This window comes from Pseudomonas sp. SJZ077, from assembly GCF_007993905.1.
Lineage (GTDB): Bacteria > Pseudomonadota > Gammaproteobacteria > Pseudomonadales > Pseudomonadaceae > Aquipseudomonas > Aquipseudomonas mandelii.
In genome coordinates, this window is sequence record NZ_VIUJ01000008.1 from 237,407 (window position 1) to 249,890 (window position 12,484).

Below are 12,484 nucleotides of genomic sequence, written 5' to 3' on the forward strand. Positions count from 1 at the left end.
CGGCTTCACTGATAGTATTTCGCCGCTATGGCACCTGCGCCGCTTGTAGCGGTTGCTGGCGATCGGTTTCTTCCTGCAAAAACCCCAGAATTGACTGCGCAGCATTCTCATCCAGACGCAGGTTGGGCATCGGGATTTTGTCGAAACGTTCAAACAGTGCCAGCGCGAGCGGGTCCTTTTCAGCGAGCATGCGGTCCGGTTCGCGAATCCAACGGTTGAGCCAGGCCAGATCCCGTTGGCGCGTCACGCCGACCAGGTCCGGGCCGAACGCCTCAAACAACACCATCTGCTGAGTGAACGGCTGAGCGCCAAAGAGAGGGCTCGGTTTGCCATTGGTGGGGTAGTTGAAACTGGTCTGCATGGCAGGCGGCAGGATGTTTTCCGTGCGCGTCGTGTCTCGGCTGCCTTTGACGCCGTCGGGCAAATCGAAGGAATCTGCGTTGGCCTCGGGCAGGGTCAAAATGGCGTTCAGCGCCGCGGCTTCGTCAGCCGGTTCATCGTAGTAAGCCGAGGGGACGGAAGGTTCTGGCTGTCGCTCGTCATCGATCGGGCTGGCCTGTAGCGTCGTGGTGCCGAGCGTCATTGTCAGGAGGACGCTCGAAGGTGCCAGGAGGCCGAACCACTTGCAGGGGGGCCGCGCGTTTCTGTCCATCACCAGCCGCCTCGACGTCATGAAGGAGGTGGTGGTGGCTTTGCAAGGAGCTCGCCAGATCCATAACACTTTTATACAAAAGCATTAACACATAACAAAACAATGGCTTATCAACAACGATGCACCCCGACCGGCGAAACGACTGGGTCCTGGTACCCGCTAGCGGGGAAAGTTCACACCCATGTTCAGGGAATCCGCTTGAACGACAGACGGACGCAAGTGCCCTCGCCTTCACGGCTACCCAGGCTTACCCCGCCGCCGAAACGCTCCATGATCCGCTTCACCAGCACCAACCCGACACCCAGCCCGCCCTGCTTGGTGGTGAAGAATGGGCGGAACGCCATCCGGCGTTGTTCTTCGTTCATGCCTTTGCCGGTGTCGCACACGGCGACGCCGATGCCCCGGGTATCGGTCGGCTCCAGGGTAATGGTCAGTGTGCCACCCCGTTCCATCGCTTCCACGGCATTGGCCAACAGGCTGTTGAGGATCTGCGTAAGCTGCACCTGCTGGCTCAACACCATCGGCGTCTCCTGCGGCTCGAACACCACCTGCACACCGGCTTTGGCAATCTGATGCTCGAAGGCCATGAGGCTGTCATGCAGGGCCGCCACCAGGTTCACCGGCTCGGCGTCATCATTGAGCGGGCGTAAGGACTGCAGCAATTCCCTGACCCACTTCGACATGCGATCTACCTGACCGATGATGTCGTTGATGTTCTTGTGGGCCAGGCCAGTGTCGAACTCCAGGGCCAGTTCGGCGCTGGAGCGTATGGTCGCCAATGGGTTGCGCAGGCTGTGAGCCACCGCCGAGGACATCTCCCCGAGCGCCACGAAGGTTTCGTTGGTAATCAGTTGTTTTTGTTGCACTGCCAGCAAAATGGCTGCCCGGCGCACGATCCAGTACAACCCGAGATAAATCAGTCCGCCGCCCAGGGCCGTGGCCAGCCAGATCAGTACCAGGCCGCGCTCCATGCGATCGATCAGGTCCCTGGGTTCCTTGTAGATCTCGACCATCGCCGTGACGGTATTGCCATCGGCATCGAACAGCGGGATGTAATTCTCTATGAAGATGTAGTCCGGGGGCGTGATGAACTTCTGCTCCATGCGGCTTTTGTCGACGTTGTGATAACTGGCCGACACTGGAGTCTTGGAAGCGAAGGCCTGGTCCAGGTCTTCGTCGGCATGGATCGTGGTGCCCATCAGTGCCGGGTTGGTGGACCAGATCACCATGCGGTCAGGGGCATAAACGTTAGCCAGAATCACGTCTGGCAAATGCTGGATATGGTCGAGGAATTCACCACGGGCACTGGCGCGGGCCATCGGATCAACGTCAGGAAAATCCCTGTCCTTGCGCGGGTCCAGCAGCTCGCCCATGGTTCGCACGTTGGGGATCGAGACATGGCGCACCTCGGCGGAGGCAATCGCTTGAATGAACTGGGAGGTGAGCAAGGCATCGCGCTGCACGCTTTCGGTAATCACGAACCGCGTGGACACCGCCCCCAGCGCCACGGCCACCGTGCCGATCACGGCCATACTGATCAGCGAGAACCAGCGCAGCAGATTGAACGGCTGTTTGCGCGAGCTCAGGCGGATATCGCCCTCTTCTTTCTGAAGGGTTACGGTCTGACTGGTCATGGACGTTGTTCCCGGAAACTCCCTATAGGGTTATAGCCCACTGTCCGGTCTTTGCCCGACATCGGGTTTTGTCCCCCCCACCCAATTCCCCACATACCCCACTGCCCCCACCTACCCCCAATGCTGGGGACAGTCGCCCGCTTACGCCCTCGCCCCCGCGAAACCGTTTGCGCGCTCCACGCCTTCACTGCGGGCCTCTACCGGCCGTTTTGAAAGATTGGTATGGAAGTTGCCGAAGCCCTCCCAACTGACCCATCCCTACGGGGCAGGTACTCTGATAGAGGGAATACTCATGCACCCTTTACTGTCCAAAACGGCGGCCGCCTTGGTTGTCAGCGCTCTCGCCCAAAGTGTTGCCCAGGCAGCGCTGTTTGCGGTCGACCCCGGTCCCTATGTGCCAGCCAACGGCTCGTTTGCCGCCTGGTATCAGGACACCCATGGCCGCACCCTTGATCTGTGCCTGTCCAAGGCCGTCAGTTCGCGAGTCCCCGGCGCTCCCGGTGCACAGTCGTACATGTGCAACTTGTTGCCGACTCCCGGGGTTTTTGATGATGCGCAACCGGTCGTCTTTCCGACCAACTTCCCCGACGAAGCATTCTGGTTCACAGGCGACGGCGCCATTGTCGATGCCGCCCGGGGCATCGACCTGACCTACGTCAGTGCCATCGAAGCGGCCTTCAGCGGCGGCGACCCGGTCGAAGGTGATCAAATCAGCTTTGCGCGCATCCGCATCCGGGTGGACGTGCCCACCGCTGGCACCTACGTGATCACCCACCCCTACGGCGTCGATGTATTCAACGTCGACACCCCCGGGCGGCGGGCGATCAACATGACCCGGGACATCGGCATCGGCTCACCGAAAACCTACGACGGCGCTCTCAAGGGTGACATCGGACCGTTCCTGCGCAGTGTCAACGGCCCTTACACCGAAACCAATCCGGTGACCGGTGCTGCGGAGCAATTCGTCGGCGACCCGAACCTTTCGGAAGCCTTCACCGGCAGCCCTTTCAATACCAACTACATCCGCATCGAAGGTCCGAACGGACTGGACTTGCGCACCACGGTAATGGCCATCTCCGGCAAGTTATCGACGGTGGTGCGTCCGACTCCGATGATCACCCAGCGCAGTACCTACTCGCGCAAGGCCGGTGAAAGCGCCCCGGTGGCCCAACAAGACGTATTCGTCATGGCCCCGCCGCCACCAGCCACTGTGACCCTGGACAGCAACAACCCGGCGCTGCACCTGACCGAGGCTGACACCACCGGAAACTGGTATGCGCAGTCCTCGAACAACCCGACGTTGCCGAGCACCCTGCAAGTGACGGCCGACAATCACCTGGCCATCCCCAGCAGCACGCCGACCACCTTGTCCATGCCCCTGACCGACCTTGTGGTGATCCAGCGTGCCGAGTACAGCCTGAGCTCCGGGCAATTGACGCTCGTGGCCTCGACCAGCGATGAAACCTCGCCGCCAGTGCTCACCGCCACCTCCGCCAGCGGTGCCGCCATTGGCGCCCTGAGTGGCGATGGCGCAGTGAAATCCCTGGCGACCGGCATCTCGCCGATTCCACCCGCCAAGGTTCGAGTGACGTCATCCAATGGCGGCAGCGACATCGAAGAAGTGGTCATCGTGCAATGAACGCTCACATGCGCAGATCCTCATCAGGAGGCATCATGAACAATTGGCCACGCCTGGCGCTCAACGCCCTGGGACTGACTCTATCGCTGTCCGGCAGTGCATTCGCGCAACTCGCGGCTGTCGACCCCGGCCCTTATACCTTCGCCACCGGGAAATTCCCGATGTGGTATCAGGACAACAATTTACTCTCGATGGAACTGTGCCAGTCCCGGGCAGTGAGCTCACGGGTAGGGACCACTGTGCCGCCGGCCTACATGTGCATCCTGCTGGCTGAGCCGGGCATTTACGACGATGCCCAGCCAATGATCTTCCCCGACAACTGGCCGCCGGAAGCGTTCTGGTTCCTGGCTGAGACTGCGATCCCGCAAATTGGCAACAGCGGCTATGAACTGGATGCCTACGTGGCCGGGATCGAGGCTGCATTCGGTGGCGGTAATCCGCTCGATGGCGATCAAGTGGCCTTCGCGCGGATTCGCGTTCGGGTCTCGGTGCCCACTGCCGGGGTGTACACCATCACTCACCCTTACGGGGTCGAAACGGTCAACGTCACCACGCCTGGCCGTCGTGCCATCAACATCACCCGGGACATCGGCATCGGTGCGCCTGGAAATTTCAGCGGCACGCTGAATGGCAACATCGGGCCGTTCCTGCGCAGCGTCAACGGTCCTTATACCGAGGTGAACCCGGACACCGGCGCCATCGAAACCTACGTTGGCGACCCGAACCTCACCGAACAGGTCACCGGCAGTCCCAATGACACCAACTTCGTCCGCATCACAGGTCCGGCCGGGACCATTCAAACCAACTTGTTCAACTTGTCCGGTAAAGTCCTGGACAGCCGTGCGCAAACCCCCGTGGAAGTTGATCGCGCTACTTACCGGCGCACCACTTCGGGTACAGGCACCAGCACCCGGGTCGAAGTCTTCGCCAAATCAGACAACAGTTCGACCCTGTGCTTTCGCGAAACCATCGCTCTGGTGCCGGGTCCGCCACTTTCGCCATGCCAGACCAACCTGTTGGGCGACAACAACGGCGGGTTCTTCGGTCAGCACCTGGCCAGCGGCACGCTGCCTTCGATCGTGGTCGTCACCGCCACCAATCCGTCGGGCACCACCCGGCCGACGGCGGTATCGAGCAAGGTCACTGACCTGGTGAAAATCCAGACCGCTCGCTACAACTGGAGCGATCACAGCCTGCTGATCGAGGCCACCTCCACGGATGAAGTGGCCGTGCCGGACATGGTTGCGCAAGGTTACGGACGTCTGTCGAAATCCGGCACCCTGCAACGACTGACCATTGCAGACCTGACTCAGCCACCGGCTACCGTCACCGTCAAATCCGCTGCTGGCGGCAGTGACACCGAACCTGTCGTGGTGGTCGGGACGGCTCCGGATACCGGTGAGAACCAGGCACCGCTCTCAGTCGCCGACACTGGCAGCACCAGCTTCGGCGTGCCGCTGACCCTCAACCTGCTGGCCAACGACAGTGATCCCGATGGCAACACGCCGCTTAGCATTACCGCGCTGACCCCACCGGCTGCCGGGCAAGGCACCGTGGCATTGAGCGGCACGACTTCGGTGGTCTACACCCCGCCAGCCGTGGTCAATGCACCGCTGACAGCGACCTTCACCTACAAGGCTCAAGACGTCAAAGGCCTGGCCTCGACCGCTCCGGCGACCGTGACCATCACCGTGGCGCCCAACCAGTCTCCGGTGGCCGTCGCCGACAGCATCGCGACCCTCGGCGTGGCGATACCGATCAACGTGCTGGCCAACGACACCGATCCGGAAGGCAACGTGCCGCTCGCCGTCGCCAGCCTGACCCAACCGGCACTCAATCGCGGCAGCGTCAGCACCGACGGCACCGTCATCACCTACACCCCACCAGCGACGGTCACTACGGCCTTCACCACAACCTTCACCTACGTCGCCCGGGACAGCTTCGGCGCCCTGTCGGCTCCCGCTACCGTCACGGTGCAAGTCTCGCCACGGCCTGCTGCGGAAACCTTCACGGTCACCACGGCCACGGTGTCGGCGCGCTCCAACAACCGCTTCACCTGGGACTTTGCAGGTACCTCATCGGTGATTACCGGCAACGTCATCACCGTCAAGGTCAGCACCCCGACAGGGCTGGCAACTCTGGGTACAACCACGGTGCCGGTGACCGGTCGCTGGCGGTTGACGGTGAGCAACAGCACCACGGTGATTCCGTCGGCGAACCCGACAGCCACCATCACCTCGTCCCAAGGCACCGTGCGTACCGTGACGGTCATCTCCAACTGAGCCCTCGCCCCACCCGCCGATTCGGTGGGTGGGGCCGGCCTCTTCCCACAGGACAGCGCCATGAAAACGCCGACCGCCGCCCTGCTCTGCCTGCTTCTGCTTTGCAGCAGTGCAGGCGCGCGTGCCGACGATTTGATGGAGAACGACGACCTGGCACCCTCCGCCGACCTCGGCGAGTTGCCTCCACCGGTTGGCCAGCACGCGCTGATCGACCAGAACGGCCAGGCCAACGTGGCGCTGGTGCAACAGAACGGCCAGTCGTTGCTCGGCACCATCGTCCAGTCGGGCAGTAACCAGGAAGCCTGGATCCTGCAACAAGGCAGCGACCTCATGGCATTGATTACCCAGCAAGGTTCCGGCAACGCCGCCTCAATCACGCAAAACGGCAGCCACAACCGCGCGCAGATTTCGCAGAACGGCAATAACAACGACGCCAGCATCGACCAGGCCGGTACGGGACTTTCAAGCGCCGTGACCCAGTCGGGAAATGGCATGAGCGTTTCGGTCAAACAATATCGCTAAAGCACTGCACCACTTGGAGGTTTCATCATGTTCAAACTGACGCCCCTCACCGCTGCCATCCTGGTCATTGTCAGTGCCCAGGCAATGGCCGACGACAGCGTTTCCAACCAGTCCCAGGTCGGCACCGCCAACATTGCCGAAGTGAAACAGACCGCGGCCCCGTTCAGTACCGCAGCCCAACAGCAACTCGGCGAGGGTAACGATGCCATGGCGGTGCAAGACACCGCCACCGGCACCATCACCCAGGATCAGGCCGGCGACTTTAACGCCGGTTACGCTGAGCAACTGTTCGAGAACGGCAGCACCATCGTCCAGCAACAGGTCGGCAGTCTCAACATCAGCCATGCCAGTCAATCGATCGGCATGGGCGAAAACCAGGCGCTGCAACAACAGACGGGCAGCGGCAATTTCTCGTTCCTCTATCAGGACAGCCAGGAAGCCACCAAAGGCCAGACCTTCCAGTTCGGTGACGCCAACGAGGCCAATATCGAGCAGATTCAACTGGGCATCGCCAACAACGCGACGATCATCCAGTACGGCACCGCCAACTACGGCACCACTGAGCAGATCGCGCACATGGGCGGCGAGATCGGCATCAACCAGGCCGGCGAAGGCAACTATGCCTATGGCGACCAACGCGACGGCAACGGCGGCGTCATCACGATCAACCAGTTCGGCGACTTCAACGGCAGTGAAGTCTGGCAAGGCGGGCAAACCGCTAATAGTCAAGCCACCGTCAACCAGTACGGACAAACCAACGAAACCGTGGTCGACCAAAGCTTCGGCCAAAACAACAACGCCCAGGTCCTGCAAGTTGGCGACGTCAACGCCATCTACGCCGACCAGTTCGACTCCGTCGGCTCGGTGCTCGCGCTGTACCAGCAAGGCACCGGCAACGTGCACTTCACCTACCAGAGCGGCGACAGCCATGTGCTGAACGCCACCTCCGTGGGCACTGAAAACAAGGTCTACGCCAGCAACTGGAAAGGCCCGCAACTGGGCGGCCAATTCGGCAGCAACCAGCGTGCGACCGTCACCCAGGCCGGCAACGGCAACATCGCCAGCTTCAACCAGGATGGCGTCGGCCACATCATGACCACCAACCAGACCGGCACTGGCAACAAAACCACCATCAGCCAGGCCGACTCCTATAACGAGCTGTACTTCGACCAGAACGGCAGCGACAACATCCTGATCGCCGACCAGCGCGGCACCACCAACCTGGCCCAGGGCACCACCAACGGCACCGGCAACACCACCGAGTTCGACCAGTCCGGCACGGGCAACCAGGCATTCACCACGCAGCTGTATGGCAGCGACAACATGATCAGCGTCAAACAGGCTGACACCATGAACGTCGCCTACGTGACCCAGGGCGGTACCGGGAACATGGCCAGTGTTGATCAGAGCGGCATGACCCAAATGGCGACGGTTCAGCAGTTGGGCAGTGACAACCGGGCGACTGTGCTGCAGCAGTAATCGCAAGGCATAAAAAACCGCGGCCCTCGGGGGTGGGTCGCGGTTTTTTTGTGTGAGGCTGCGGCGAATTGGATGCCTGACAAGCCGCTTTCGAACGATTCGCGGCCCACTTGATGAACTCATACTGTGGCGAGGGAGCTTGCTCCCGCTGGGCTGCGCAGCAGACCTAAACCCGGCAAACGCATCTCCATTGACACACCGCATTCACTGGTTTTACGACGGCTTCGCCGCCGAGCGGGAGCAAGCTCCCTCGCCACAGAAACCCTCCCGCTCCAGACTCAGCGTTTACGCCTGCGGAACGACGTTATCCAGCGCCCGATTCACCGCCAGCTCGCCCAGCATGATGATTTGCTGAAGGGCCAGCATCGTGTTGCGTTGCGGGCCTTCGAGAAACCCGGCGAAGTCGCTGGCCATGACACTGGCTGAAGCCAGGGATTCGCAAGCGTTGACCAACAGGGTTTCGGTGTCGATATCCGGGGCGATGAGGTAAATGGTGCTGGGCTTGCGTGGCGGGATCGCGCTTTTCAGCGGATTGAGATAGTGATCCAGCGCACGGTCGGCGGCTTCGTTGAGTTTTTTGGGGTCGAGGGGATCGTAGGGGGAAACGTCGTCGGATTGCGGGGGGTTGGGTGTGGCTTTGAACATGGTGAATCTCCATTTATACCTGTTGGAACCACCGGCACCTGTCGCTAAACAAGTAAGGGTGGCGGCTGTACGCAGGTTAGCGAACCGAGAGGTATAAGACCCGGCAGACCCGAGGGTCTCCCGCGCACAGCCACCATATCGAAACTGCAGACATCCGCCTGCAATAAAGATAGAGCGTTGTTGCGCTTATACCTGTTCAGGTCGCTAAACCCGGCCGCTCTCAGCGACCCGGAAACGATAAAGACCAGGAACAAAGCGCACAAGCCGGCGGATTCTGGCGCAGTCGTAGGCAACGGCGCAAGGAACTGTAGCTTTCAGGAAGTAACGCTAAACACAATTAAACACACCCTCAAATCAGCACACATTCCCTGTAGGAGTGAGCCTGCTCGCGATGGCATTGGATCAGCCGAAATCAACGTTGAATGACACACCCCCATCGCGAGCAGGCTCGCTCCCACAAGGTTTGGTGCATGCCTGAAAGAAAATGGTCGGCTGTTAGGCCGCCATCGCAGGGCAGATAAACCACCCTCCCCCAAACACCGCGAAAAATTCGGACTTCCCCTACAAGCCAAACCGAATCCGCCGGCATCCACCCACAAGCCCCATCGCCAAAGTGCCCCATTTCCAAGGACCGGGCACAACGCGTGACAAAACTCATCCCCCAACACCAACTCGGCGGCGAGCGCGGCCAGGTACTCGATAGCCATCAAGCTGCCGACGCTCTTCGCCAAGCCCTCAACTACCCGTACGACGTGCAAGGCTTCGACGACCTGCTGAATGCCGTTGGCGCCAACCGCTCCAACTACATGCAAGCCGCCCACCAGCAGAAACTGATCAACGCCGTGAGCAGCGGCGATTGGGCAGTCGTCACGCCTCGCGTCAATTCGGATAACGGGGGCGGCTCATGGAATGGGTTCAAGACCCAACCCGAACCACCCCCGGCGCAACATCTGGTCGAAGATCACGCCTTCACGCAGCCCAAACCGGCGGAGTCGGGGTTTCACATTATTGAGAAGCCCATGAGTCTTGAATCACTGGTACGCTCGTTGTACGAGAACCCGCCCAGCGATGCGTTACGTCGCGAATTCCGTTCGCTCAACCGCCATCTGGGTGAGCACGTGAAGCCGGGGCAAATGGTGATCTTCAGCGACTCACGGCATTACATGTGTGGGCGTGAAGAGGCGCAGATGATGATCGCGGCACAGAAGGTCAACGACGCGCTTAAGGATCTGAGTGATGAAGAGGCTTCGTTCTTGGTTGAGCACCATGAGGTCATAGAACCGTTTCTAGGTATCACTTCCGGTGGACTAGGCGTGGCATCGTTTATGATCAGTCGTCACTTGGAAGACCTCGGAGACACTCTCAAAGAATTGGAACGCCTACATCAAGAGCAGTACCAACAACATCGTCATCTTCATTCACCAGAATTTTTTGCTCGTCGCAAACGCCTGATGGCGAAACTGGACGCCGGATTCGGGCCTTTGGTGCGCAAGGGACTCGGACTCGCCGATCATCCCAAGCTCAAAAAAGCGTTGGGGCTTTCGTCTCGTAAAACTATTCATCATTGGAACAAAGCAGGTTCTCCAACTCAGTTACCAGGATACGCAACGAACATCTCAGCAGTTTCTCAAGCCGTTAAATATATGAAGACAGGTGGTTACGTGGCGATTGCTCTGGGAGCAGGTTCAGCGGCAATGAAAATTAGCGAGGCTTGCCGCAGTGGGCGTGAAGAGGAGTGTCGTCAGGTGAAGTTTGTGGAGGGCTCGAAATTGTCTGGCAATGTTTTGGGAGGCATAGCGGCTGGCCGACTGGCCCCTCTGGTTGCCCCTGCAACCTGTGCTGCGATCGGCGCTGGAACGGCAGGGTTAGGTGGACTCGTTTGTATGTTGATGGTGAGTGGGGCCGTGATCGCCGGTACCGCAGACGGGGGGGCCGTTCTCGGTGAAGTTGCCGGCGAAATGCTTTATCAGGTTACCGCTCCATGAGTCAGCATGACTGGACATTTTTGGCGTCTTGTTTACTTTGGGCGGCAGTGATGTTGGTGAACACAGCGGTATCGGTATACGCAGCCTACGTCAAAGCAGAAGAATGCCAGGCGCACTTTGTGAAATCGAATCTGGTCAAGCAATACCGATTTGAACCGTTCGATAGCTTCTTGAGCCGGCTAGGAAGTATGGGAATGGTCTATTCCCTATTGGTATTCAAATATCAGCGCCGTTTAGATCCCGTCGCAATTGAAGAAGTGAGCACGTTTCCTGCGCACCTGCGGCCTTGGATTGTAATTCCTGGCCACATCAATTTGTTCTGCGTTGCCTGGATGTTTGCAATGTGTGGTTGGGCCAAATACACGGGCCTGGTTTAGCGGAGTCAAGGGAGCGGACGGACGCCTGTGTTTAAAAGAACTATGCGATCCGAAACTGCGAGCCGAACTCAGGCTTGAAAAATACAAAGACATCGCCTGTAAGTCGAAGTGAAGCAGTCCAAGTACAAATAAATCTGTCACATATTCTTGATCGCCAATCAGCGCGGCACCACCAACCTGGCACAGGGCACCACCAACGGCACCGGCAACACGGCCAGTGTTGATCAGAGCGGCGTGACCCAAATGGCGACGGTTCAGCAGTTGGGCAGTGACAACCGGGCGACTGTGCTGCAGCAGTAATCGCAAGGCATAAAAAACCGCGGCCCTCGGGGGTGGGTCGCGGTTTTTTTGTGTGAGGCTGCGACGAATTGGATGCCTGACAAGCCGCTTTCGAACGATTCGCGGCCCACTTGATGAACTCATACTGTGGCGAGGGAGCTTGCTCCCGCTGGGCTGCGCAGCAGACCTAAACCCGGCAAACGCATCTCCATTGACACACCGCATTCACTGGTTTTACGACGGCTTCGCCGCCGAGCGGGAGCAAGCTCCCTCGCCACAGAAACCCTCCCGCTCCAGACTCAGCGTTTACGCCTGCGGAACGACGTTATCCAGCGCCCGATTCACCGCCAGTTCGCCCAGCATGATGATTTGCTGAAGGGCCAGCATCGTGTTGCGTTGCGGGCCTTCGAGAAACCCCGCGAAGTCGCTGGCCATGACACTGGCTGAAGCCAGGGATTCGCAGGCATTGACCAACAGGGTTTCGGTGTCGATATCCGGGGCGATGAGGTAAATGGTGCTGGGCTTGCGTGGCGGGATCGCGCTTTTCAGCGGATTGAGATAGTGATCCAGCGCACGGTCGGCGGCTTCGTTGAGCTTTTTGGGGTCGAGGGGATCGTAGGGGGAAACCTCGCTCCTACAGTGGAATGGGTGTACCTGCAAGAGATTGGTCGGCTGTCAGGCTGCCATCGCGAGCAGGCTCACTCCTACAGTGGAATGTGGGTACCTGCAAGAGATTGGTCGGCTGTCAGGCCGCCTTCGCGGGCAAGCCTCGCTCCTACAAGGGGTTCGGTGTACACGCTTCGCTTTTCACCACTCATTAGGCCGAGCGTTAGCTCGCCTGCTTTTGATCTTGATCTGCTCGCCCCGTCGGGAGGCCGAGTGGAGGCGTTCATCTGGGGGTGGGCGCGTAGCGCCGTGCGGCGAAGCCGCACACATCGAGAGGAGGTCGAAGCGAAGCCGACCGGAGGCGATGCCCCCAGATGAATGCCG

Annotated in this window: 9 protein-coding genes and 3 pseudogenes; 7 read left to right on the forward strand and 5 right to left on the reverse strand. The window is 59.9% G+C overall.

Going from position 1 to position 12,484, the window contains the following annotated elements; translation table 11 throughout:
* Nucleotides 1–25 precede the first annotated feature (25 nt).
* The 3 genes and pseudogenes from FBY01_RS31570 to FBY01_RS14975 form a co-directional block, all read right to left on the reverse strand.
* Nucleotides 26–268 (reverse strand): annotated as a pseudogene (locus FBY01_RS31570) (electron transporter SenC); the annotation flags it as partial.
* Nucleotides 242–652, reverse strand: a pseudogene (locus FBY01_RS31575) (copper oxidase); the annotation flags it as partial. The pseudogenes FBY01_RS31575 and FBY01_RS31570, both read right to left, overlap by 27 nt.
* Before the next feature lie 185 nt (nt 653–837).
* Nucleotides 838–2,286, reverse strand: coding sequence for a HAMP domain-containing sensor histidine kinase (locus FBY01_RS14975; RefSeq protein WP_145308175.1), 1,449 nt, complete (start codon nt 2,284–2,286; stop codon nt 838–840).
* A 292-nt stretch (nt 2,287–2,578) separates the two neighbouring features.
* Between FBY01_RS14975 and FBY01_RS14980 the strand changes: the two genes are divergently transcribed.
* The 4 genes from FBY01_RS14980 to FBY01_RS14995 are packed head-to-tail and all read left to right on the forward strand — an operon-like array spanning nt 2,579 to nt 8,208.
* Nucleotides 2,579–3,925, forward strand: coding sequence for a hypothetical protein (locus FBY01_RS14980; protein ID WP_083376373.1), 1,347 nt, complete (start codon nt 2,579–2,581; stop codon nt 3,923–3,925).
* A 35-nt stretch (nt 3,926–3,960) separates the two neighbouring features.
* A complete protein-coding gene (locus tag FBY01_RS14985) occupies nt 3,961–6,207 on the forward strand; it encodes an Ig-like domain-containing protein (protein ID WP_010455667.1) in 2,247 nt (748 codons plus the stop codon).
* A 60-nt stretch (nt 6,208–6,267) separates the two neighbouring features.
* Complete coding sequence (locus tag FBY01_RS14990) at nt 6,268–6,729, forward strand: curlin (protein ID WP_077750527.1); 462 nt, start codon at nt 6,268–6,270, stop codon at nt 6,727–6,729.
* A gap of 27 nt (nt 6,730–6,756) precedes the next feature.
* Complete coding sequence (locus FBY01_RS14995; RefSeq protein ID WP_145308173.1) at nt 6,757–8,208, forward strand: curlin; 1,452 nt, start codon at nt 6,757–6,759, stop codon at nt 8,206–8,208.
* A 285-nt stretch (nt 8,209–8,493) separates the two neighbouring features.
* Here FBY01_RS14995 and FBY01_RS15000 read toward each other — a convergent pair whose 3' ends face one another.
* Nucleotides 8,494–8,853, reverse strand: a complete 360-nt coding sequence (locus FBY01_RS15000) for a DUF6124 family protein (RefSeq protein ID WP_077750526.1) — start codon at nt 8,851–8,853, stop codon at nt 8,494–8,496.
* A gap of 644 nt (nt 8,854–9,497) precedes the next feature.
* Between FBY01_RS15000 and FBY01_RS15005 the strand changes: the two genes are divergently transcribed.
* From FBY01_RS15005 to FBY01_RS15015, 3 genes and pseudogenes are all read left to right on the forward strand, one after another.
* Complete coding sequence (locus FBY01_RS15005; protein ID WP_145308171.1) at nt 9,498–10,838, forward strand: hypothetical protein; 1,341 nt, start codon at nt 9,498–9,500, stop codon at nt 10,836–10,838.
* On the forward strand, nt 10,835–11,215 hold the full coding sequence (locus FBY01_RS15010) for a hypothetical protein (protein ID WP_145308169.1): 381 nt from the start codon (nt 10,835–10,837) through the stop codon (nt 11,213–11,215). Before FBY01_RS15005 ends, FBY01_RS15010 begins: the two co-directional genes overlap by 4 nt.
* Nucleotides 11,216–11,362: 147 nt before the next feature.
* A pseudogene (locus FBY01_RS15015) lies at nt 11,363–11,515 on the forward strand (curlin); the annotation flags it as partial.
* Between the two features lie 285 nt (nt 11,516–11,800).
* Here the strand turns inward: FBY01_RS15015 and FBY01_RS15020 are convergent.
* Nucleotides 11,801–12,154 carry a DUF6124 family protein gene (locus FBY01_RS15020; RefSeq protein ID WP_145308165.1) on the reverse strand — a complete coding sequence of 118 codons (354 nt, stop codon included), beginning with the start codon at nt 12,152–12,154 and terminating at the stop codon, nt 11,801–11,803.
* Nucleotides 12,155–12,484: the final 330 nt, after the last annotated feature.

What these genes read in the sequence shown, in the direction of transcription:
- FBY01_RS14975 (WP_145308175.1), bottom strand. Translation starts at nt 2,286, where the DNA reads ATGACCAGTCAGACCGTAACCCTTCAGAAAGAAGAGGGCGATATCCGC.
- FBY01_RS14980 (WP_083376373.1), top strand. Translation starts at nt 2,579, where the DNA reads ATGCACCCTTTACTGTCCAAAACGGCGGCCGCCTTGGTTGTCAGCGCT.
- FBY01_RS14985 (WP_010455667.1), top strand. Translation starts at nt 3,961, where the DNA reads ATGAACAATTGGCCACGCCTGGCGCTCAACGCCCTGGGACTGACTCTA.
- FBY01_RS14990 (WP_077750527.1), top strand. Translation starts at nt 6,268, where the DNA reads ATGAAAACGCCGACCGCCGCCCTGCTCTGCCTGCTTCTGCTTTGCAGC.
- FBY01_RS14995 (WP_145308173.1), top strand. Translation starts at nt 6,757, where the DNA reads ATGTTCAAACTGACGCCCCTCACCGCTGCCATCCTGGTCATTGTCAGT.
- FBY01_RS15000 (WP_077750526.1), bottom strand. Translation starts at nt 8,853, where the DNA reads ATGTTCAAAGCCACACCCAACCCCCCGCAATCCGACGACGTTTCCCCC.
- FBY01_RS15010 (WP_145308169.1), top strand. Translation starts at nt 10,835, where the DNA reads ATGAGTCAGCATGACTGGACATTTTTGGCGTCTTGTTTACTTTGGGCG.